Genomic DNA, 22,260 nt, shown 5'->3' on the forward strand with positions numbered 1-22,260 from the left:
CGCGGCGCCGCACGCTCTCAGCGGCGTCTCAGCCGGAATCCGTCACCGTGGCCGACATGATCCCCCGACGAATCCTCCTGCTGATCGCCTGTACCTCTCTGTTCGCCCTCGCCGCCGCCGTCCCCGCGGCCTCTGCTGCTGAGGCTGGCGAGACCTCGACGCCTCCCGACTCCCCGCCACCCGGCGCCGACGAGCTCCTCGACGCGGCGTTCGAGTACGCCCAGTGCCTGCGCGACAACGGCATCGACGACTACCCCGATCCGCGAACCGACGGGGGCGGTCTGGAGATCTCCTCGCCGCTCGACCTCAACACCCACACGAACGAGGAGGTGGCCGTCGCGCAATCCGTGTGCGAGCCGATCCTCGCCTCAGCCGCACCGCCGGTCGAGCCTCCGCCCGACGCCGGCGGTGGCGGTGGTGCCGGGGCCGACGGCGGCCCGTCGGAGTGGGAGGCGATCACGCCGGGCGGCGACTGCGAGTGCGCGGACGGCAGCGAGTTCACATTCTGGGACCGCGACGCCGACCCGACCCGCGTCGTGCTCTACCTGGACGGTGGCGGCGCGTGCACCGACGCCCTCACGTGCGCCTTCACGGGGAGCAACGGCGAGAGCGACTTCTACACCTGGAGCATCGGCGGCAAGGACCCCGGGTTCCCCGGAAGGGGGATCCTCGACCTCGACCACGCCGACAATCCCTTCGCCGAGCACAGCTTCGTCTTCGTCGGCTCCTGTACCGGCGACGCCGATCTCGGCGACTCGACGCACGAGTACTCCCCCGACCTGACGGTGGAGCACAACGGCTTCGTCAACGGCTCGGCGGCCATCGACCACCTCGCCGAGCACTTTCCCGACGCCACCCAGGTGGTCGTCGTCGGCAACACCGGCGGGTCGGTGTCGGCTCCGCTGTACGGTGGGCTCGTCGCCGATCGGCTTCCCGACGCCGAGGTGATCGTCATCGGCGCCGGTTCGGGCCACTGGCCCGACGATCCCGATCTCAACGTCGCCGTGCTCGACGAGCTGTGGGGCGCGTACGGGAACATGCCCGACTGGGACGTGAACGAGGGCCTGACCGCCGGCGAGTGGGGCATCCCCCGCTTCTGGATCCAGGCCGGGCTCCACGACCCCGGCATCGTGATGGCGCGGTTCGACTTCGCGTACGACCCGAACGCCGGGCGAGCGCTCGAGAGCCTCGGCCTCGACGGCACCACGCTGGGGAACATCGACGCCAACGACGCCGCGATCGAAGCGGCCGGCGTCGACCTGCACACGTTCACGGCCGCCGGCGACGGCCACCGCGTGCTCGAGCGCGACGACTTCTACGTCCTCGAGGAGGGCGGCGTCACGCTGGTGGAGTGGCTCGCCGCCTTGCTGGCTGGGGACCCGCTCGACGACGTCCGTTGCGTCGACTGCGCAGCGCCGTCGTGATCTCCCCGAAAACGAACGTGACGGCCGGTGCCCAGGGCACCGGCCGTCACCGCGGACGAGCGGGGGGCGCCACCGGCGCCCGCACGGTCAGAGGGCGTCTTCGAGGAGCTGCCAGTTGATCAGGTGGTCGAGGAAGACGTCGACGTAGTTCGGCCGCGCGTTGCGGTAGTCGATGTAGTAGGCGTGCTCCCACACGTCGCACGTGAGGACGGCGTTGGAGCCGTGCTTCAGCGGCAGGTCGGCGTTGCCGGTGCTGGTGATGGCCAGCTTGCCGTCGTCGTAGGTGAGCCAGGTCCACCCAGACCCGAACTGGGCGGTGGCCGACGCCTTGAACTCCTCGCGGAACTTGTCGTAGCTGCCGAAGGCCTCGTTGATTGCGTCGCCGGCCGCGCCGGTCGGCGCGCCGCCGCCGTTCGGCGACAGCGAGCGCCAGTAGAGGTTGTGGTTCCAGATCTGCGCCGACTGGTTGAAGAGCTTGCCCTCGGCCTTGAGGATCAGCTCCTCCAGCGACAGGTTCTCGTCCGGGGTCCCGGCGACCATCTGGTTCGTCGTGTCGATGTACGCCTTGTGGTGCTTGCCGTGGTGGTACTCGAACGTCTCCGCCGAGAGATGCGGCTGCAGGGCGTCGGTTGCGTACGGAAGCTCGGGCAGGGAGAAAGCCATGACCCAGGTGTACCGCTTTTCGACAGCGATTACTCCCCCCAATTCTCGATCCGCGTGTGAACTTCGGCGTCGGGTCGGTCGCGACCGCGACGGGACGACCCCGACACCCCCGGTACGGTGGCCTGATGCACATCGTGTCGGCTCTGTTCGTCGAGAACTTCGAGATGCGCCAAGCGCCCGGACCATCCACGCGGATCGACATCACCGGGGCGATGTTCTCGATGGCGGCCCCGTCGCGGGCTCCCCTCACGATCACGCCCCACCTCGTCGCGCTGATCTACTGCCCGCCTGCGGACTCCGGCCAGGGCGTGTTCGAGGTCGTGTTCCGCCGCACCGGCGACCCACTCGGCACCGACGTACCGGCCGTCGACGACGAGCACGTGGCCCGCAACGTCAGCCCGTTCACCGTCGAGCCCGGCAAGTTCACCTACCGACTGGTTCGGGGCGAGCTGGAGTTCCCGGACTACGGCCCGGTGTTCGCCCACTGCCGCATCGACCGCGGCCCGTGGCTCGTGGTGCCGTTCACGCTCCTGCCGCCCGCCTGAACCAGCCGATCGGGACGGGCCAGACATCCCGAGTCTCAGGACGCGATACTCGTCGCCGTCTGGGAAACCATCGACGGGGTCCGGCCTCCGATCACCTGGACCGACGGCGACTGAGACTGAGAAAACGGATCGGTCGACTCGGCACTCGCCAGCGCCGACTGGTGCCGCGACCGCGCCGTTGCCCGTCGGGGCCCCGCTTCGCCCCCGACCCCCTGAATCAGCGGTCGCGGCGACGGGTAGGGTCGGAGCCGATGCCTGCCACCTTGTCGCCCGAGCTCGAGTCCCAAGCCATCTCGATGATCCGCGGCTTCGCCATGGATGCTCCGCTGCACGCGAAGAGCGGCCACCAGGGCACCGCGATGGCTCTCGCCCCGCTGGGACACGTGCTCTTCAGCCGGGTGATGAAGCACAACCCGGCGGACCCGAACTGGCCCGACCGCGACCGGTTCGTGTTGTCCAACGGCCATGCGTCGATCCTTCAGTATTCGCTGCTGTACCTGTCGGGATATGGCCTCGAGCTCGACGATCTGCGGGCGTTCCGCTCGTTCGGCTCGCGGACGCCGGGCCATCCCGAGGCCGGACACACGCCCGGCGTCGAGGTCACCACCGGGCCCCTTGGCCAGGGATTTGCCAACGCCGTCGGCATGGCGGTGGCCGAGCGGGTGCTCCGCGACCGCTTCGGCAGCGCCCTCGTCGACCACCACATCTGGGCGATCGCCGGTGACGGCTGCCTGATGGAGGGGGTGAGCCACGAGGCCGCCTCGCTCGCCGGGCACCTCGGGCTCGGCCGGCTCAACGTCGTGTTCGACGACAACCGCATCACCATCGACGGGTCCACGCAGCTCGCCAGCACCGACGACGTCGGCCAGCGCTTCGAAGCCTACGGCTGGCACGTCGAGTACCTCGGCGAGATCGCCGACGACCCCGACGCCCTCGAGGCGGCGCTGCTCGCCGCCAAGGCGGTCGAGGACCGGCCCAGTCTGCTCATCCTGCGCTCTCACATCGGCACGCCGTCGCCGAAGTGGACCGACGAGCACGAGGCCCATGGCAACCCGTTCACCGCCGCCGACGTCACCGAGACCAAGGCCGTGATGGGGATTCCGGACGAACCGTTCTGGTCCCCCGACGACGTGGTCAGCGCCTACCGCGACGCCACCGCCGAGCTCGCCGCGGCCGACTACGAGCGCTGGCAGAAGTCGCTCGACGCGATCGAGCCGGCCGAGCGCGAGGCGTGGGACGCGGCGTGGAGCGGTCGCGGCACCCCCGGGTGGGAGGATCGCCTCCCGAGCTTCGAGCAGGGCGAGAACATCGCCACCCGACAGGTGATCGCCAAGGCCGTCGGCGCCGCCCTCGATCGGTTCCCCGGCCTGGTCTCCGGTGCCGCCGACCTCACGGGCAACACCGGCACCAAGCTTCCCGACGCCACCGCCCAGACCGCCGAGACACCCGGCGGCCGCCAGACGTACTACGGCATCCGCGAGCACGGGATGGGCTCGACGATGGTCGGCATGGCCCGCCACGGCGGCATCCTTCCGATCGGCGGCACGTTCTTCGTGTTCTCCGACTACATGAAGCCGTCGGTGCGGCTGGCCGCGCTGTCCCGGGCCAAGGTCGTGTTCGTGTACTCGCACGACTCGGTTGGCGTCGGCGAAGACGGCCCGACCCATCAGCCGATCGAGCATCTCGCCGCCCTGCGCGCCATTCCCGGCCTGCAGGTCATCCGCCCCGCCGACGCCAACGAGACCGTGGCCGCCTGGAAGGCCGCCGTGGAGATCGACGGCCCCACCGCCCTCGTGCTGTCGCGCCAGGGCATCCCGGTGCGCACCGACGGCTCGGCCGTGGAACGCGGCGGCGGCATCGTCCGTGCCGTCGACGGCACACCCGACCTCGTGATCGTGGCCACCGGCAGCGAGGTCGCGCTGTCGATCGACGCCGCCGACCGGCTCGCCGGATCCGGCACGCAGGTGCAGGTGGTCAGCCTCCCCAGCTGGGACCGTCTGGCCCGACAGGACCGGGGCTACCGGGACACCCTGTTCCCGGCCGGCGTGCCGGTGTTGTCGGTGGAGGCTGGGGCGACGTTCGGGTGGGAGCGCTTCGCCGACGACTGCGTCGGCATCGACCGCTTCGGCGCCAGCGCGCCTGGCGACGTCGTGCTGCGCGAGCTCGGCATCAACGTCGATCATGTCGTGGAGCGCGCCACCGCACTGCTCGCAGACCGTGCGTGACACTCGCTGACGCCCGGCCGCGACGGCCATCGGGTGCGCCGCCGTGATCTGCGGCCGTAGGGTGGACGTATGGAACGACTGGTTCAGCTTCATGAGCAGTTCGATCAGAGCCCGTGGCTCGACAACCTGAAGCGGGGCTACATCACGTCGGGGCAGCTCGCCGAGCTGCGCGACGGCGGCATCCGCGGCCTGACGTCCAATCCGACGATCTTCCAGAAGGCGATCCAGGGTTCCGCCGACTACGACGACCAGTTCCGCGGCCTCACGACGGACGACCACCCGGTGATCGACGACTACTGGGCGATGGTGCTCCAGGACATCAACGGGGCCCTCGACGTGTTCGACCCCGTCTACGAGTCGTCGAACGGCATCGACGGCTACGTGAGCGTCGAGGTCGACCCCGGACTCGCCAACGACGGTCCGGGCACCGAGGCGGCCGCCCGGCAGCTGCACGAGCAGGTGGCCCGGCGCAACCTGATGGTGAAGATCCCGGCCACCGAAGCCGGCGTCGCGCCGATCCAGCAGATGATCGCCGAAGGCCGCAACATCAACGTGACGCTGATCTTCAGCCTCGACCGCTACCAGGCGGTGATGGACGCGTACATCGCCGGCCTCGAGGCGTTCGCCACCGATCCCGACGCCGACCTGTCGAAGGTGGCGAGCGTCGCCAGCTTCTTCATCTCCCGCGTCGACACCGAGGTCGACCGTCGTCTCGACGCGATCGGCACGCCCGAGGCGCTGGCCCTGCGGGGCAAGGCCGCCATCGCCCAGGGCAAGCTGGCCTACCGGCAGTTCCAGCAGACGTTCTCCGGTGATCGTTGGGAGGCCCTGGCGGCCCGCGGCGCCCGGGTGCAGCGCCCGCTGTGGGCGAGCACGTCGACGAAGAATCCCGACTACCCCGACACGCTGTACGTCGACGAGCTGATCGGTCCCAACACGGTGAACACGCTGCCCGACGCCACCATCGAGGCCTTCGCCGATCACGGCACGCTGGCCCGCCGGGTGGATGCCGACGTCGACCAGGCCGAGGCGACCTGGGCGGCGCTGGCCGATGTCGGCGTCGACATGGACGACGTGGCCGACACGCTCGAGCGCGAGGGCGTGTCGAGCTTCCAGAAGAGCTTCACCGAGCTCATCGACGCCCTCGAGACCAAGGCCAGCGAGCTCCGCGCCAGCTGACCCCGCTCGCCGTCCTCGGTTCCTCATCCGAGTACAAGCGGACCCGAGTACCCGGGGGCCCCGATTCCGGCCCTTCCGTACTCGGATGGGAGACGGTCAGCGAGGGGTGGTGGACGGCGGGGTGCCGGGCCGGCAGCCGTGGCCGGGGAGCACCGGCTGGGCGGCGACGGCGTAGGTCACGCCGTCGTCGACGAATGTGGCGCCGACCACGGCGTCGGCGAGGAGCGTCACCGTCGCCGGATCGTCGACGATGACGCAGTCGGTCGCATCGGCCAGCCGGACGGTCGGGTCGGGCCAGGCAACCGGCTCGGGCGCCGGGTACGGCGGTCCGACTCTCACGACCCCGGTCGCCGGCGATGCCTGGTCGACCGGGTCAGCGGGGGCCGCCTGGATGGCGACCGCTGATGGCGGCTCGTAGGTCGCGGTGCCGTCCGCGACCACCTCGTCGGCGATCGAGCGCAGCAAGGCGGCGAACTCGGCGACGGCGGCGCGCTGCGGATCCTCCTCGTCGTCGACGAGGCCGTCGACCACGTGGACCTGGCGGGCCTCGCCGGCGCCGACGACGACCCAGGTCCGCGGCGCGTCGACGATCGCCAGGTTCGGCGCGTACTGCGGAGCCGCATCGGTCAGCCCGAGCGCCTCGGCCCGGTCCACCACGAGATCGACGGCAGCGGCGTCGATCTGCGCGCGGGCGTAGCCGTCGAGCAGATACGGCGGAGCGTCCAGGAGAAGCCGGATGGCGGGGTCGAGGGCCAGCACCGATCCGTCGTCGTAGACGGCGACCGTCGGTCCGCTCGGCACGAACGGCGGCGTCACGGGGAACAGTCCCTGGACGGTCAGGCTGGCCACGAGCTCACCGACGGGTGCGCCGGCGGCCGGCTCGCCGGATTCGGAGAACGCGGCGCCTGCAACTGGGGCCGCGCACATGCTGGTGATCGCCGCCAGCGACGTGATGGTCGTCAACCGGATCAGAGCCATACCGCTCAGACGCCCCAGGCCGCCGCACGGTTCCATCGAGCGCGCACCGGGTGCCGTCCGGCTGCCCGCCGGATCACCCCGACCGAGTCGGCTCCACGGGAAGTGCTGACGGGACGCGCTCCCACGAGCCCAGACCGTCAGCACTTCCCGCCGGCCGAGCCGGCGCCGGCGGTCGTCGGGCACACCGCGCCCGTCCGGTTCGGAGGCGTCCGGCACCCGCGCGGTAGAACCGGGCCGTGACTTCTCTCGACGGCAAGACTGTGCTCATCACCGGCGGCAACGGCGGGATCGGACTCGGGATGGCTTCGGCGGTGGGGCGGGCCGGGGCCCAGGTGGTGATCTGGGGACGTGACGAGGCCAAGAACGCTGCTGCCGTCGAACGCCTCACCGGGGAGGGCGTCACGGCCCACGCCTTCGTGTGCGACGTCGGCGACGAGCAGGCCGTGATCGACACGTTCGCCGCGTCCGTCGACGCGGCCGGGGGCAGGATCGACTCGGCGTTCGCCAACGCCGGCCGCGGCGGGACCGGCACGTCGTTCCTGAACACGACGCTCGAGCAGTGGCGCGCGGTGACGGCGATCAACCTCGACTCGGTGTTCGTCACGCTGCGCACGGCGGCGCGTCACATGGTCGAGCAGGGCGGCGGCTCGCTGGTCGCCGTGTCGTCGACGTCGGCGATCCACGGGGCCGCCGGCAACGACGCCTACGGTGCGGCGAAGACCGCGCTGCTGGGACTCGTGCGGTCGACGGCCGTCGGGCTCGCCCGCTACGGCATCCGCGTCAACGCCCTGGTGCCGGGCTGGACGATCACCGACCTGGCATCCGGTGGCTACAACGACGACCGCTTCCGCGAGGTCACCACCCGGCGCACGCCGGTGCGCCGTTGGGCCGATCCCGACGAGATGGGTCCCGCCGCGGTGTTCCTCGCCGATCCCGCGGCGACGTTCCACACCGGTGACACCGTCGTCGTCGACGGCGGCTACACCGTCTTCTGACCGCACGCGAATCCCGATCCCGCGGCGGGCGTGAGGTGTCAGGCGACGTCGACGTCGATGACGTGATAGCCGCTGGCGCCGTCGGGCGCGACGTCGGCGCGGACGTCGGTCTGCACCTCGCCGTCGCCGTCGATGCAGCGCGCCTCGATCCGATGGCGGCCGGATTCGGCGGCGTCCCACTCGACCACCCACTTGCGCCACGTGTCCTCCGACGGCACGCCCCCGAGTCGCGCCCGCATCCACTCGCCGCCATCGACGCGCACCTCGACCGCCGACACCCCGGTGTGCACGGCCCATGCCGTGCCGGCGATCTCCACGGTCCCCGGGGCCACGTCGTCACGGTCGCGCGGCGTCTCGATCCGCGTCATCGCCTTCATCGGAGCCTGCTGCGACCAGCCTCGAGGGACCCAGTACGCGTCGTACGCCTCCCAGGTGGTGAACTCCATGTCGACCACCCACTTGGTGGCGGACACGTAGCCGTACTCCCCCGGCACGACCATGCGGACCGGGTAACCGTGCTCGGGCGGAAGCGGCTCGCCGTTCATGGCGACCGCCAGCATCGCGTCGCGGCCGTCGGTGAGCGACGACACCGGTGTGCCGCACGTCCAGCCGTCGACCGAGCGGCTGACCAGCTGGGTAGATTCCGGGTGGTACCCGACCTGGGCGAAGATCGAGTCGAGCCGCACGCCCTGCCACAGGGCGTTGCCGACGTACGGCCCGCCGGTCGGATTGGACACGCACGACAGCGTCACGTAGCGCTCGATCTGGTCCATCGCCAGCAGGTCGTCGAACGTCAGCTCCAACTCCTGATCGACCATGCCGTGGATGCGCAGGCGCCAATCGGCCGTCGACACCTGGGGCACGGTGAGCACCGTGTCGATGCGGTAGAAGTCGTCGTTGGGGATGACGAACGGCGACAGGCCGGGCACGTCGAGATCGGCGTTGGGCGGCAGGGCGAGCGGGCGTGTCGCCACCCGGGGGAGGCTCAGCGCGGCCCGTTCGTCGGCCACGGAGTAGCGGCCCTGCACGAGCCGGCCGGTACCGGCAGCGATGGCCGCGAGCGACGCCACGCCCACGCTGCGGAGGACGAACGTCCTCCGGTCGGCGATCCCCGTCCCGGGGACGACCATCGGCACGTAGAGGTGGGCGCTCGCCGGCTCGAGGCTGGCGTCGGGGGCCACCCCGGCGACGGCCTGACCGACGAGGCCGGGCTCCGTCGACGAGGATCGAACCCGGCGCGGTGCGAGCCACAGCAGCACGGCCAGCGACACCGCCGTGCCGACGAGGATCGGTGCGAGGCGGGCCAAGGACGGATCGGGGCGACTGAGCACCGCACCGACGCCGAGCAGGCCGACGCCGACCGTTCCCCCGACGGCGGCAGCGAGGCGGCCGGCGGCGGCGAGACCGCCGACCACGACGCCGGCGACGAACACCAACGCCAGTGTGGTGACGACGAGGACCGTCTTGTCGTTGGTGCCGAACGTCTCGATTGCCCAGTTCTTCATGCCGATCGGCACCAGATCGATCACCTTGTTGCCGACGGCGATGACCGGCGAGCTCGAGCCCGACACGATTCCCACGGTCAGCTCCCCGGCGGCCAGACCGGCTCCCGTGGCGACCACTCCCAGCACGGCGCCCGACAGCGCACCGAGTCCCACGCCCGGCGCCGGCTCGGGCCCGTACGATCGGTCGTCCATGGACACCAGTCTGCCCGATGCCGTCGCCGAGCAGGTGGCGAATCTCGTTGCCGACGTCGGGCCACCGACCGACGAACGCCTCGCCCGCGAGCTGCTCGCCGCGGCGATCGGACTGATCGGCGATCACCCGGCGACGCTCGATCTGAAGATCGCGTCGGCCGCCCTCGCCGAGATGCGCAGCGCCTTCGCCGTGTTCGCGCCGTACCGCGACATCCCGAAGGTCACCGTGTTCGGTTCGGCGCGGACCGCGACCCACGACCCGCTGTACGCGCAGGCGACGAAGATCGCGTCCGATCTGGCCGATCGCGGCTGGATGGTGGTCACCGGGGCCGGTCCGGGGATCATGCAGGCGGCGATGGAGGGCGCCGGCCGCGACCGGTCGATCGGCGTGTCGATCCGGCTCCCCTTCGAGCAAGGGGCCAACCCCGTGATCGCCGGCGACGACAAGGCCGTCAGCATGAAGTACTTCTTCACGCGCAAGCTGATGCTGGTGAAGGAGTCACGGGCGTTCGTCTGCCTCCCCGGCGGGTTCGGCACGCTCGACGAGACGTTCGAGCTGCTGACGCTCACCCAGACCGGCAAGGGCATGCCGGTCCCGATCGTGTTCCTCGACACCGAGGGCGACACGTTCTGGAGCGAGGTGGACGACTTCGTCCGCAAGCAGCTGGTGTCCCGCCACCTCGTGAACCCCATCGATCGCGGCCTGTACTTCGTCACCGACTCGAGCGACGCGGCCTGCACGGAGATCGAGCGCTTCTACAGCAACTACGACTCGATCCGTTACATCGGTTCGACCGCGGTGGTGCGAATCCGCCGGGAGCCCACCGACGACCAGGTGTTGGAGCTGAATCGCCGGTTCGGGCCCGACGCCGCCACCGTCGTCGCCGACGGGCCGATCACGCGCACCGGTCCCCTGCCCGTCGAGCTGCGCCAGGCCGACAAGGTGGACCTCGCCCGCATCCGGTTCGACTTCACCGGCCACCGCTACGGCACGCTGCGCGCCCTGATCGACGCGCTCAACGCGCTCGACTGACCCCCGGTGGGAGAGTTCCCGAGATAGTGCCTGGCACTATCTCGGGAGCGCCTCAGTCGAGGGACTCGAGGAGGCGGGCGGCCTTCTCGACGGCGCGGCGGGCCTGCGTGAGCACCTTGTCGGCATCGGGGCGCTTCGTCGCCCCCGCCGCCATCGCCTCCTGCAGGAGATCGAAGCTGAGCTCGTCGAGCGTCGAGCCGATGCCGTCGAGCTCGGTCGCGAGCTCGCGGTAGCGGCTCACGACGGGACCTGGTCCCGGCCGGTGCCGATCGCCTCGGCGACGATGTCGATCGGGTGCCGCACCTCGAGGCCGGCCGCGGCGAGGTGCATCGCACAACCGGGATTGCCGCTCGCCACCACGGCGGCCCCGCTCGCCCGACGGGCCCGGTCGATGACGTCGACCTTGCGCTCGCGGATCGCCGTACCGAGCTCGGGCTGAAGGACGGAATAGGCGCCACCGGCGCCGCAGCACAAACCGTCGTCGTCGAGCTCGACGACACGTGCGTAGCGGCCGAGCACCGTGCGCACGGGGAGGTGTGCCTTCTGCACGTGACGCAGGTGGCACGGGTCCTGGACGATCACCGGCGCGAGTTCGCCGGTCGGCTCGGGAAGCCGGTCGACACGTTCGGCCAGCCACTCGTCGACGTCGACGACGCGGGCCGAGAAGGCGCGGGCCTCATCCGTGGCGAGCAGGTGCCCGTACTCCTTCATCGCCGCGCCGCACCCGGCCGAGTTGACCACGATGGCGTCGTCGCCGGGCATGGCGGCGATCGTGCGGCGGGCCAGCTCTGCCGCCTCCTGCTCGAGACCGGCGTGCACGTGAAGTGCGCCACAGCACCCTGCCGAATCGGGCGAGCACCGGAACGTTGCTCCCGTGGCCTCGATGACCGCAGCGGTCGAACGATGCGTCCCGCGCAGCCAGGCGTCCATCACACAGCCGAGGTACAACCACACCGACTCGGCGCCGGACGGCGCCGGCGACGGCGCCGGGCGCGGCCCCCGCCGCAGCGGCAGACGTGACAGGCCGGCGCGCTTCGGCACCATGCGGAGGCGTTGGGCGAACGCCAGCATGGTCGAACCGGCGAGCAGCAGCCGGTGCATGGGCAGCGCCCTATAGGCCAAACGCTGCCAGCGCGGCGTGATCGTCCCCCGATCGGCGAGGGCGGCCTTGGTCGACTCGATCAGGTGCCCGTAGGGCACGCCGCTCGGACATGCCGGCTCGCAACCGCGGCACTGCACGCACGTGTCGACGAAGCGCAAGAACGTCTCGTCGATCGGGGCGCCACGCCACTCGACGGCGCGCATCGCGTCGATCCGTCCCCGCGGTGAGAGGCCCTCCTCGCCCGTCACGCGGAACGTCGGGCAATGCGGCAGGCACAGGCCGCACCCGACGCACGTCGACAGTTCGCTCTCGTTGAGGCCGAGCACACCGCTGGTCGCCATCGGCGGCCACCGTACCAACCTGCTTGCGCTGCGCACCGGACGACTCGCCGCGACACCGGGTGCGCAGCAGTGCGCAGCAGGGTGCGGCAGGGTGCGGCAGGGTGCGGCAGGGTCCAGCACGGTACGTCGCGGGGCGTCCCGGTGCGCGAACGTCGAGTCATGGGGCTCACAGTTGCTGCACGCAAGCCGATGCACGAGGCGCACCGCGTCGCCGAGAGCGGAGCGGTGGACGCCGACGGCCACATCCTCGAACCGCCGACGCTCTGGGAGGAGTACATCGACCCGGCGTTCCGTGACCGGGCGTTGCGCATCCGCGTCGACGAGAACGGCCTCGAGGAGCTCGAGATCGACGGGCGCCGCTCGCAGATGTCTCGTCGCGGGTTCCCGGCGACGCTCGGGGCGATGGGCGCACCCGACCTGGCCGACATGCAGAAGAACCCCGAGCGCACCTATCTCGGTGAGTCGCCGTATGGAGCGATGGACCCCTCCGAGCGCATCGACGTCCTCGACGCCGAGAACATCGACATCGCCTTCCTCTACACCACGGTCGGGCTGCTGTGGGAGGCCGAGGTCGACGACCCGGAGCTGTCACAGGCGTACACCAAGGCCTACAACCGCTGGATCTGCGAGTTCTGCGCCGACGAGCCGCGCCTCGTGCCGACCGCCCACCTGTCGCTGAGCGATCCGGTCGCCGCCGCCAAGGAGCTCGAGCGGGCGGTCGGCGAGGGCGCCAAGGGCGGCTACGTCGCCCCGTTCCACCATCGCGGCGTCCCGCTCGGCCACCCCGACAACAATCCCGTGTTCGCCGCCGCCCAGGACCTGGACGTCCCGCTGGCGATCCACCCGACGTTCGAGCCGCAGTGGACGAAGGGCACCAGGATGGGCACCTGGGAGCACGTGAAGCAGCTCCGCCTGCTCGCTTCGGTCGCCGCGTCGGACGGCGTGCGGCACCAGTTCACCACGCTGTTCGACTACGGCGTGTTCGACGCCTTCCCCCGCCTCAAGATCCTCGTGCTCGAATCGGGCGGCGGCTGGATCGGCTACTGGCTCGATCGCATCGACGCCGTCTACTCCCACACGTTCATCGGCGAGCGGGTCCCGCTGCGCAACAAGCCGAGCGACTACTTCCGGGAGCGGATCTGGATCAGCTGTGATCCCGACGAGCGCACGATCCCGGCGCTCGCCGAGCGGTTCGGCGTCGAGCGGTTCATGTGGGCGTCGGACTTTCCGCACGCCGACCACACCTCCGAGTACGTCCACGATCTCAACGAGTTGGTGGCGATGTTCCCCGAGGCCGATCGCCGGAAGTTCATCGGCGACAACGCCCGGGCCCTGTTCCAGCTCTGAGGCCCCGTCGACGCATTGCGCTACCCGTGACGGTCGCCGGCGTGCCAACCTGGCCATCCATGAGTGACTCGACCGGCCCCGACCAACCTGCCGAAGCGCTCGCCCGGCTCCGCGAGTCGGCCCGAACCGGTGCCCTCGATGAGGCCGAGGCCCGGATCACCCAGCTCTCCCAGCTGCGCCGCCTCCTCAGCGAGCAGCAGGACGTGCTCACCGAAGCGCTCCGCGCCGATCTCGGCAAGCCGGCCGTCGAGGCCTACACGACCGAGATCGGCTTCACGATCGGCGAGATCGACCACGCCGTCGACCACCTGCGTGCGTGGATGCAGCCGATCAAGGTGAAGACGCCGCTCACGTTCCGCCCGGGCTCGTCCCGCATCGTCCGCCAGCCGCTCGGCACCGTGCTGATCATCGCCCCCTGGAACTACCCGGTGCAGCTCACGTTCGGGCCGCTCGTCGGCGTGCTCGCCGCGGGCAACACCGCCGTGCTCAAGCCGTCCGAGCTGGCCCCGGCCACCGCGGCGGCGATCGCCGAGCTCGTCCCGAGATACCTCGACGAACGACTCGTCACCGTCGTCACCGGCGGTGCGGACGAGACCACGGCGCTGCTCGCCGAGCCCTTCGATCACATCGTCTACACCGGTGGCGCCAACGTCGCCAAGGCGGTCATGCGCGCGGCGGCCGAACATCTCACCCCCGTCACCCTCGAGCTCGGCGGCAAGAGCCCGGCGATCGTGGCCGCCGACGCCGACATCGACGTGGCGGCGCGACGCATCGCGTGGGGACGGTTCACCAACGCCGGCCAGACGTGCGTGGCACCCGACTACGTCCTCGTCGCCGAATCGGTCGAAGACCGCTTCCTCGGCGCCGTGCTGCGATCCGTCCACGACTTCTACGGCGAGAACGCCAAGGTCTCCCCCGACTTCGGCCGCATCGTCAACGAGCGTCACTTCGACAGGGTGAAGGGTCTCATCGACGCCGGCGGCTACGACGCCGTGGTCACCGGTGGTCTGACCGACCGGGATCAGCGGTACATCGCCCCGACCGTGCTCGCCGGCGTCGACCCGGCAGCGGCCGTGATGCAGGAGGAGATCTTCGGTCCGGTGCTGCCCGTGCTCACCGTGCCCGACGTCGACACCGCGGTGCAGTTCGTCAATGATCGCCCGCGGCCCCTCGCCCTCTACGTGTTCAGCTCCGACGAGGCTGCAGCCGAGCGGGTCATCGAGCGCACCCGCTCGGGCGGCGTGGGCATCAACAACGCCGTGTTCCAGGTGGCCATCCCCGATCTGCCGTTCGGTGGCATCGGTCCGAGCGGCACCGGCGCCTACCACGGCGAGGCCGGCTTTGATCGCTTCTCCCACCGGCGGGCGGTGTACTCGCGGCCCACCAAGCCCGATCCGCCGATCCTCTACCCGCCCTACAAGCGCTGGAAGGAAGCCATCCTGCGCCGAGTCCTCTGACCAGGATCTCGACGGTCCGGTCGGCGAGCTCCGGCCGGGTGGCGAGGAGCACCGTCATGCACGCACGCGAGAAGAATCGCGCGATGCTCGTTGACGGTGGGCGAGCAACAACTGGGGAGGAAACCGTGAAGCGACTCGTTCTGATCTTGCTCGCCGCGGCAGCTTCGACGACCGGCGCCGCGACCGCACGAGCAACCACGCCTGAGCCACCCGCCGGCGAGCCCGTGACGTCGGGGCCGGTCACAGCCACCGTCGTCGAGTCATACCATTCGACGGCTGCGACGCAGCTCGTGGTGATCGTCGAGGTCACCACGACCGAGCCCGTCACGTTGGACGCGTTCGGCGCCGTCTACGTCGGTCCAGATGGACAGCAGGTCGAGGCGACCGACTACATCGCGCCGGACGAGCTCTTCCCGGGTGCGTTCTCGTTGGTGGTGCTGGCATTTCCCGCCGCGAGTCCCGGCGGCAATGTCATGTGGAGCGCCTACGACGACGAGTACACCGACTTCGACCTCGTCTCCCCGGTCCCGGCTGCGTGAAGGAAACGTGGCAGGTGCTGTAGGTGACGACTCGGTCGGCTGACGTGCCGAGTCCTCTCACCGGTGGGTGCGGAATGGGACGTCAGACGACCGACCAGTAGGGAGCGTCGGGATCCCGTCGCCACCATCGGAGGCGACGGGACGCCTCAGAGTCGTCCGAACGGTCCGCTCCCTCGGCGATCACCCGCATCAGCGTCGCGGCGAGCAGGCGTCCCTCGACGAGTCGCTCGACGAGCGGCTCGTCGTCACCGGCGAGAGCGGCGCCGGCCGCGAAGTCGGCACACCAGGCCGGGTCGCCTCCCCATCGCTCCACCATCGAGCGCAGCGGCGCGTGGTCCCAGGCGGCCGGGGCGATGCACAGGAGGTCCCAGTCGACGATCACCGGCCCGTCCGGCCCGGCGACGACGTTGTGGGGGTGGACGTCACCGTGACAGAGCACCCACGCCTCACGAGCGACGGAGTCCTCCCAGCCGGCGACGCGGGCGGCGGCGGCGGCGAGAACGTCGAGGTCGGCGGCGTCGACGAAGGGCTCGACCCGCAGGAGCATCGCGTCGAAGTGCCACCACGGGAACGACGTCGCCGGAGGCACCGGATAGCCGCCCACCGCTGCCGGGTCCAGGGCATGAAGTCGGGCGACCATCTCGCCCACCGTGCGCCAGTCGGCGCCGCCGTCGACCGTCGGGATCCGCTGCCAGGCGGTCGCCGTGAGGTCACCGTCGTGTTCGACCGGGTGCCCGGACGCCGGTGCCGGAACGCTGATCCCGGCACTGAGGAGCACCTCGGCGAGGTCGTAGGCCACGTGACCGGGCACCGTCGTCCGGCCGACGCGGATCACGACGTCACCGGCGATGTAGGTGGCGTTCATCGCCGCCCGCAGCAGCACGGGTTCGCCGAGGCCGAGCCGACCAGCGAGTGCTTCGGCCAGCGGCCTGGCCGACGCCTCGTCGCCGATGGGGCGGTCGACGAACGGCGAGGCGGCGAGCATCTCAGCCGGCGTCGAGCACGTCGACGCCGGGGTTGAGCCGGCCCGCCGGATCGAAGTTGTGCTTGATGCGGCGGGTGAGCTCGCGCACTGCAGGGGCGACGTCGCGCGCGGGCGCTGGCTCGCTGTGATGCACCACCCCGACGCCCACCTCGGCGACGAACCGGCCCGTGAGCGACCTCACCTGCGCCGGCCTGATCGACCATCGGCCCGCTGTCGGCAGCTCCGGGGGTCCGTCGGCAGGCACGAGCCCGGCGGCTGCAGCGGCGGCCGCCACGTCGTCGGGGTGCCCTTCGAGCAGGCCCCAGGCCGTCGTGCCGTCCCACAGCAGCGAGGTCGGGCGGTGCAGCCGGGCGAGCAGCTCGTCGGGCTCGATGGTCGCTGTCGAGAACCACTGCGAGTGCCGCGCCATCGGCCACGTCCGCAGGATCACCTCGCCGATGAACCCCAGCGTCCCGCGGGATCCGACGAGCAGGCGGCACAGGTCGAACCCGCTGACGTTCTTCACGGTCGGCCCGCCCGCCTTGACCTCGTCGCCCGACGCCGACACGTAGCGGGCCTGCAGCAGTGCGTCGCGAGTCGGACCCCAGCCGAGCCGCCAGGTGCCGCTGCGGCCCATGGCGAGGGCGCCCCCGACGGTGCCACCGGACGGCAGGGCGACGCGCTGGCCGTGCTCGGCCAGTGCTGCGGCAAGCTCGTCGACCGGCGTCGCCGCGCCGCAGCACACGGTCATCTCCTCGGGCTGCAGCCATTCGATCCCGGCCGGCGCGCGAACCACGGTGGCTTCCCTCACGGGACCGCCTCGCGTTCCGGCGCCGGTGACCGTCACCGGCCCGCTGTCGCCGATGGCCTCGGCGAACTCCCTCAGATCCATGCGCCCGCGGGGACCGCCTGGAAGTCGGCGCACCGGGCGGGGCTCGGCAGCACCTTTCCCGGATTCGACACCCTGTCGGGGTCGAACGCCGAACGGAGGGAGTCCTGAGCGGCCATGTCGACGGCGCTGAACATCAGCGGCATCAGGTCGCGCTTCTCGAGCCCGATGCCGTGCTCGCCGCTCAGCACGCCACCGGCGGCGACGGAGACCGACACGATCTCGCGACCAGCGGCCTCGACGCGCTCCATCACGCCCGGCTCGCGGGCGTCGTAGACCAGCAGCGGATGGAGGTTGCCGTCGCCGGCGTGGAACACGTTCAGGACGAGCAGCTCGTGGGCGGCGGCGATCTCGTAGACCTTGGCCAGCACGTCTGGCAGCACCCGGCGCGGGACCACCGTGTCGTGCAGGTAGTAGTTCGGCTTGATCCGGGCGATGGCTCCGAACGCCGACTTGCGGCCCTTCCACAGCAACGCCCGCTCCGCTTCGTCGGCGGCGACGCGGACCGTCCGCACACGGTGGGCCCGGGCGATGCCGGTGACCAGGTCGGTGTCGGCGGCGATGGCGGCCGGCGGCCCCACGAGCTCGACGAGCAGGGCGACCGCCGAGTCGACCGGCAACCCGGCGCCGATGTAGGCCTCGACGGCTTCCAGGCACAGCCGGTCCATCATCTCGAGCGCAGCCGGCACGACCCCGGCGGCGATGATCGCACTGACGGTGGCCGCGCCGTCGGCGACGGTGGCGAAGTCGAGGAGAAGCAGGGACGTGGCCGGCGGGTTGGGGGTGAGCTTGACGCAGATGGCCGTCGCCACGCCACACATCCCCTCGCTCCCCACGAACGCGCCCCGCAGGTCGTAGCCGTCGGGTTCGGGGTCCTCGCCGCCGAGGACGGTGACGGCGCCGTCGGGCAGCACCACCTCGAGGGCGAGGATGTGGCTGGTCGTCACCCCGTCGGCGAGACAGTGCGGGCCGCCGGAGTTGTTGGCGACGTTGCCGCCGATCGAGCACGTCTGCTGGCTGCTCGGGTCGGGGGCGAAGTGCAGGCCGTCGGAGGCGGTCGACCGGGAGAGGTCGAGGTTCAAGACGCCGGGTTCCACCCACGCCGTGCGGCTGACCGGATCGACCGACAGCACGCGATTCATCTTGGTGAGGGAGATCACGACGGCGCCGTCGGGAGGCACCGCACCACCGGCCAGGCCGGTTCCGGAGCCACGAGCGACGAACGGCACCCCGTGCTCCCGAGCGATGCGAACGCACGCGGCGACCTCGTCGGTCGACGTGGGGAAGCACACCGCCGCGGCCGCGCCTTCGAGGTGCGACGCGTCGTGACGGTAGAGCGACAGCTCGCTCGCCGCGTCACGGACGCGAGTCGGGTCGAGCGCCGCGCGGAGCGACGAGACGAGCGGGGACGCGGCCATCAGGGTTGGCGTTGGCGCATCACGATGACGCGAGCCGACTCCACCGGCTCGCCGTCGACGATCACCTCGTCGCCGTCCGACAGGTAGTCACCGAGCCGGACGAGCCGTCCGTCCCGTTCGGCCTTGAGCTCGCGCTCCCGGCGACGGGCGGCGGTGACGCCTTCGCGCACCGCCTCGGTCACACGGTGCCCGGCCCGGCGCACAGCGCCGGTGGCCGAGCTGGCCACGTTGGACGGCCGCACGGTGTCGACGACACGGTCGACCGCCTTGGTGACCTTGCGCTTGACGTAGACCGCCCCCGATGCACCGGCGGCAGCCCCACCCACGAACCAGACGGCCCGGCGGCTCATCGCTCACCCCGGTGGCTCATGCCGGCCCCCGCAGACGCTTGATCGCTCGCGACGTCCCGGTGGCGACACCCGCCGCCTTGATCGCCGGCGTGGACATGGCCACCCGGGCGACCCGGTTCGTCCGACCCACCGCGCCGCTGATCGCCTCGGCCGAACCCAACAGGTGATCGAACCGGTCGAGGTCGCGCCGCGCCTCGTCGAGCGCGTCGACGACGGCGGCACGGGTGTCGAGGTTCGTCTGACGGAGATCGCGCAGCTCGGTGCGCAGCTCACCGACGGTGTCGCGCACCCTCACCAGCGTGACGGCCAGGGCGGCGAACGCCAGCGCGCACAGCACCGCCCCGACGACGAGCGCCAGTTCGCCGGCGCTCATGACGGATCCTCCTGGTTCATCTGCGGCTCCTGCCTGGCATCTCGTGGCCGATCGTGTCGCATGCGCGACGCGACGTCGCGTTCTCGGCCATGGTCGGTCGGGTGATACCACGTGCGGCCCGACAGCTCATCGGGCAGGTACTGCTGAGCGACCCAGCCGGCCTCATGAGCATGAGGGTACTCGTACCCCGCACCGTGGCCCAGTACCTTCGCCCCCTGGTAATGGCTGTCGCGCAGGTGGGAGGGAACCTCACCGAGCGCGCCCGAGGCGACATCGCTGCGGGCGTTCCAGATCGCCATCGCGCTGGCGTTGCTCTTGGGTGCCGTGGCCAGGTGGACCACCGCCTGCGACAGGTTGAGCTGCGCTTCGGGCAGGCCGACGAACTCGAGCGCCTGGTGAGCGGCGACGGCGACGAGCAACGCCTGCGGATCGGCCATGCCGATGTCCTCGCTGGCGAAGATCGTCATCCGGCGGGCGATGAAGCGCGGGTCCTCACCCGCCTCGAGCATCCGCGCCAACCAGTACACGGCGGCGTCGGGATCGGAACCCCGCATCGACTTGATGAACGCACTGACCACGTCGTAGTGGTCGTCGCGGCCGTAGCGGACGGCGCTGGTGGACAGGGCGGCCTCGGCATCGGCCAGGCCGATCGGACGCGGGTGAGCGAGGGCGGCGGCGACCTCGAGTGACGTGAGCGCCTGGCGCCCGTCGCCGCCGGATCGGGCCACGATGAGGTCGACGGCCTCGGGGTCGGCCGTGGTGCCCAGCGCCTCGACGCCGCGCCGCATCAGCACGCCCAGGGCGTCTGCGGTGAGCGGCTCCAACCGGAACAGCGTCGACCGGCTGCGCAGCGGCGGGTTGACCTCGAAGAAGGGATTCTCGGTGGTCGCTCCGATCAGCGTGAGCGTGCCGTCCTCGACGGCGGGCAACAGGGCATCCTGCTGGGCCTTGTTGAACCGGTGGATCTCGTCGAGGAACAGGATCGTGCCGCGACCGAACTCGCCGAGCCGCTGCCGGGCGCGCTCGATCACCTCGCGCACGTCCTTCACGCCCGCCGTCACGGCCGACAGCTGCTCGAACTCCTTCGACGTGCTTCCGGCGACGGCCAGCGCCAGCGTCGTCTTGCCGGTTCCGGGTGGGCCCCAGAGCAGGACCGACGACAACGCGTCGGTCTCGACGAGGCGACGCAGCGGCCGCCCGGGGCCGAGTAGGTGATCCTGCCCCACAACGTCGTCGATGGTGCGCGGGCGCAGGCGGGCCGCGAGTGGCGCCTGCCGGGCGAGCCGCTCGCTCGCCGCCGCGCTGAACAGGTCGTCGCTCACGACGATGCCGCGCCGAGCACCCGCTCGTACGCCGGGCGGCGGAAGGCCACCACGTTGTCGATCAGCCAGGCCTCGTCGACCCACCGCCACGCGGTGAACTCCGATCCGTCGGGGGTCGGCTCGACGCCGTCGTCGACCAGCCGGAACGTGAACCAGCGCTGCACCTGGCCCATCCCCTTGCGGCCGGCGGCGACCCGCTCGGGCCACACGTAGGCCACCCATTCGCCGTACTCGGCCACGAGCTCGACGTCGGACGCCGTGAGGCCGGTCTCCTCCTTGAGCTCGCGCCACGCCGTGTCGGTGGGTTCCTCACCTGGCTCGATGCCCCCTTGAGGCAGCTGCCAGCTCCCGGGCGCGTCGGCCCGCTCGAATGCGCAGATCGCGCCGTCGGACCGCCTCACGACGGCGACGATGCCGGCCCGGAAATGACGACTGGCCACGACCCGAGCCTACGAACCAGGCCGGGCCGAACGCGTCAACGCCGGCCGAGCGACCGGAGGCGTTGGGCGACGTCCACGAAGTCGGCGTCGTGGCGGCTGACGCGTTCGAACCAGCGCGTCGCCTCCAGCGTGTTGCCCGCCCGGTCGTGCAGATCCCCGAGCACGTACCACAGGCGCAAGTGGTGGTCACGCACCCGCTTCGGCGACGCCGGCACGTTGCCCATCGTGCGGATCGCGCCGGCCAGATCGCCACGATCGGCGAGCGCACCGGCGGCGACGATGCGTCCCTCGGCGAGGACCGCCTGCGCCGGCGACGCCTCGCGGATCTCCAGCCAGACCCGATCGACGTCGGTCCAGCGACGCAGGGCGCGGTAGCTGTCGGCGAGCACGGGGAGCAGCTCCACGTTCGGCTTGAGGGCGGTAGCGGCCTCGAGATCCCGGACCGCGTCTCGCCAGCGGCCGAGCCGGTAGGCGACCAGGCCCGACACCTCGTGGACGGCGGCGACGCCGGGCACGGTCTTGACGATCGGCCCGATCACCCGGCGGGCCTCGTCGAGCCGGTCGTGGTCGAGGGCATCCTGAGCCTGGCCGAGCCTCGAGATCATCCGCTCGGCGACGCGGCGGTCGGACGCCTCGGCGGAGATCTGTGCAGCCACCTCGGGATCGATCGGCGGCGTGGCCCGCGGCTTGCTTCGTGCCGGACGACCCGCCCGCGCCGCGGCCTCGGCGGCCTCCTCGCGGAGGTCGGACGCCTCGCCCTCGTCGATCCACTGCTCGATCTCGCGTGACTCGATCCGCTGCCGCTCGGCGTCGGGATCGCGGGGCGTGCGCGGCTCGCGCCGCGCCCGCACCTCGGCGGCACGCTTCTGCGCGGCGGTGAGCTCGCGCTCGGGTGCCCGTTCCGGCCGACCGCGGCCGCCGCGCGCCGGCCGGCCGTCACGGCTGGGGCCCGATCGCCCGGCACGGCCGGAGCCGCTGC

General features: G+C 71.3%; 22 protein-coding genes. 9 read left to right on the plus strand and 13 right to left on the minus strand.

Translation table 11 applies throughout. The features are described 5' to 3' along the window. Positions 1 to 56 precede the first annotated feature (56 nt). A complete protein-coding gene (locus tag DN771_RS15545; protein WP_116998486.1) occupies positions 57 to 1,424 on the plus strand; it encodes a pectin acetylesterase-family hydrolase in 1,368 nt (455 codons plus the stop codon). Between the two features lie 87 nt (positions 1,425 to 1,511). On the opposite strand, the gene DN771_RS15550 is transcribed toward DN771_RS15545, so the two are convergent. Beyond that, a complete protein-coding gene (locus DN771_RS15550; RefSeq protein WP_116998458.1) occupies positions 1,512 to 2,087 on the minus strand; it encodes a superoxide dismutase in 576 nt (191 codons plus the stop codon). 125 nt (positions 2,088 to 2,212) lie between these two features. Here DN771_RS15550 and DN771_RS15555 point away from each other — a divergent pair, with 125 nt between their 5' ends. From DN771_RS15555 to tal, 3 genes are all read left to right on the plus strand, one after another. Then, positions 2,213 to 2,632: a hypothetical protein gene (locus tag DN771_RS15555; RefSeq protein ID WP_162942001.1), complete on the plus strand. Its 420-nt coding sequence runs from the start codon at positions 2,213 to 2,215 to the stop codon at positions 2,630 to 2,632. Positions 2,633 to 2,883: 251 nt separating this feature from the next. Then, positions 2,884 to 4,857, plus strand: coding sequence for a transketolase (gene tkt, locus DN771_RS15560; protein ID WP_116998460.1), 1,974 nt, complete (start codon positions 2,884 to 2,886; stop codon positions 4,855 to 4,857). 69 nt (positions 4,858 to 4,926) lie between these two features. Further along, positions 4,927 to 6,036, plus strand: a complete 1,110-nt coding sequence (tal, locus tag DN771_RS15565) for a transaldolase (protein ID WP_116998461.1) — start codon at positions 4,927 to 4,929, stop codon at positions 6,034 to 6,036. Between the two features lie 96 nt (positions 6,037 to 6,132). Here tal and DN771_RS29575 read toward each other — a convergent pair whose 3' ends face one another. Beyond that, the gene (locus DN771_RS29575; RefSeq protein ID WP_205528614.1) at positions 6,133 to 7,014 is read right to left on the minus strand and encodes a hypothetical protein; all 882 of its coding nucleotides are present in this window, start codon (positions 7,012 to 7,014) and stop codon (positions 6,133 to 6,135) included. A gap of 236 nt (positions 7,015 to 7,250) precedes the next feature. Here DN771_RS29575 and DN771_RS15575 point away from each other — a divergent pair, with 236 nt between their 5' ends. Further along, positions 7,251 to 8,009: an SDR family NAD(P)-dependent oxidoreductase gene (locus DN771_RS15575; RefSeq protein WP_116998462.1), complete on the plus strand. Its 759-nt coding sequence runs from the start codon at positions 7,251 to 7,253 to the stop codon at positions 8,007 to 8,009. 38 nt (positions 8,010 to 8,047) lie between these two features. On the opposite strand, the gene DN771_RS15580 is transcribed toward DN771_RS15575, so the two are convergent. Next, positions 8,048 to 9,706, minus strand: a complete 1,659-nt coding sequence (locus DN771_RS15580; protein ID WP_116998463.1) for a molybdopterin-dependent oxidoreductase — start codon at positions 9,704 to 9,706, stop codon at positions 8,048 to 8,050. On the opposite strand from DN771_RS15580, the gene DN771_RS15585 reads away from it, so the two are divergent. Next, positions 9,705 to 10,739: an LOG family protein gene (locus DN771_RS15585; protein ID WP_116998487.1), complete on the plus strand. Its 1,035-nt coding sequence runs from the start codon at positions 9,705 to 9,707 to the stop codon at positions 10,737 to 10,739. The two genes, DN771_RS15580 and DN771_RS15585, sit on opposite strands and share 2 nt — an antisense overlap. A 52-nt stretch (positions 10,740 to 10,791) precedes the next feature. On the opposite strand, the gene DN771_RS15590 is transcribed toward DN771_RS15585, so the two are convergent. Beyond that, positions 10,792 to 10,980 carry a hypothetical protein gene (locus DN771_RS15590; RefSeq protein ID WP_116998464.1) on the minus strand — a complete coding sequence of 63 codons (189 nt, stop codon included), beginning with the start codon at positions 10,978 to 10,980 and terminating at the stop codon, positions 10,792 to 10,794. Then, a complete protein-coding gene (locus DN771_RS29580) occupies positions 10,977 to 12,182 on the minus strand; it encodes a (Fe-S)-binding protein (protein WP_162942003.1) in 1,206 nt (401 codons plus the stop codon). Before DN771_RS29580 ends, DN771_RS15590 begins: the two co-directional genes overlap by 4 nt. Before the next feature lie 159 nt (positions 12,183 to 12,341). Between DN771_RS29580 and DN771_RS15605 the strand changes: the two genes are divergently transcribed. The 3 genes from DN771_RS15605 to DN771_RS15615 all read left to right on the plus strand — a co-directional run bounded on the left by DN771_RS15605 (position 12,342) and on the right by DN771_RS15615 (position 15,525). After that, on the plus strand, positions 12,342 to 13,529 hold the full coding sequence (locus tag DN771_RS15605; protein WP_162942004.1) for an amidohydrolase family protein: 1,188 nt from the start codon (positions 12,342 to 12,344) through the stop codon (positions 13,527 to 13,529). A 59-nt stretch (positions 13,530 to 13,588) separates the two neighbouring features. Continuing rightward, a complete protein-coding gene (locus DN771_RS15610; protein WP_116998489.1) occupies positions 13,589 to 14,986 on the plus strand; it encodes an aldehyde dehydrogenase family protein in 1,398 nt (465 codons plus the stop codon). A 125-nt stretch (positions 14,987 to 15,111) separates the two neighbouring features. Next, the gene (locus DN771_RS15615) at positions 15,112 to 15,525 is read left to right on the plus strand and encodes a hypothetical protein (protein WP_116998466.1); all 414 of its coding nucleotides are present in this window, start codon (positions 15,112 to 15,114) and stop codon (positions 15,523 to 15,525) included. 82 nt (positions 15,526 to 15,607) lie between these two features. Here DN771_RS15615 and DN771_RS15620 read toward each other — a convergent pair whose 3' ends face one another. The 8 genes from DN771_RS15620 to DN771_RS15655 form a co-directional block, all read right to left on the minus strand. After that, on the minus strand, positions 15,608 to 16,510 hold the full coding sequence (locus tag DN771_RS15620) for a phosphotransferase (RefSeq protein ID WP_116998467.1): 903 nt from the start codon (positions 16,508 to 16,510) through the stop codon (positions 15,608 to 15,610). 1 nt (position 16,511) lies between these two features. Then, positions 16,512 to 17,381: an FAD-binding oxidoreductase gene (locus tag DN771_RS15625; protein WP_116998468.1), complete on the minus strand. Its 870-nt coding sequence runs from the start codon at positions 17,379 to 17,381 to the stop codon at positions 16,512 to 16,514. Continuing rightward, complete coding sequence (locus tag DN771_RS15630) at positions 17,372 to 18,796, minus strand: FAD-binding oxidoreductase (protein WP_116998469.1); 1,425 nt, start codon at positions 18,794 to 18,796, stop codon at positions 17,372 to 17,374. Before DN771_RS15630 ends, DN771_RS15625 begins: the two co-directional genes overlap by 10 nt. Next, positions 18,796 to 19,146, minus strand: a complete 351-nt coding sequence (locus DN771_RS15635; protein ID WP_116998470.1) for a hypothetical protein — start codon at positions 19,144 to 19,146, stop codon at positions 18,796 to 18,798. The genes DN771_RS15630 and DN771_RS15635 overlap by 1 nt, the downstream gene beginning before the upstream one ends. Positions 19,147 to 19,162: 16 nt before the next feature. Then, a complete protein-coding gene (locus DN771_RS15640; RefSeq protein WP_116998471.1) occupies positions 19,163 to 19,519 on the minus strand; it encodes a hypothetical protein in 357 nt (118 codons plus the stop codon). Continuing rightward, positions 19,516 to 20,841, minus strand: coding sequence for a replication-associated recombination protein A (locus DN771_RS15645; protein WP_116998472.1), 1,326 nt, complete (start codon positions 20,839 to 20,841; stop codon positions 19,516 to 19,518). Before DN771_RS15645 ends, DN771_RS15640 begins: the two co-directional genes overlap by 4 nt. Further along, a complete protein-coding gene (locus DN771_RS15650) occupies positions 20,838 to 21,281 on the minus strand; it encodes an NUDIX domain-containing protein (RefSeq protein WP_116998473.1) in 444 nt (147 codons plus the stop codon). Before DN771_RS15650 ends, DN771_RS15645 begins: the two co-directional genes overlap by 4 nt. 35 nt (positions 21,282 to 21,316) lie before the next feature. Continuing rightward, positions 21,317 to 22,260, minus strand: a 944-nt coding sequence (locus tag DN771_RS15655) for a tetratricopeptide repeat protein (RefSeq protein ID WP_162942005.1), incomplete at its 5' end; no start/stop codon positions are given.

It is taken from the genome of Desertimonas flava (genome assembly GCF_003426815.1).
GTDB lineage: Bacteria > Actinomycetota > Acidimicrobiia > Acidimicrobiales > Ilumatobacteraceae > Desertimonas > Desertimonas flava.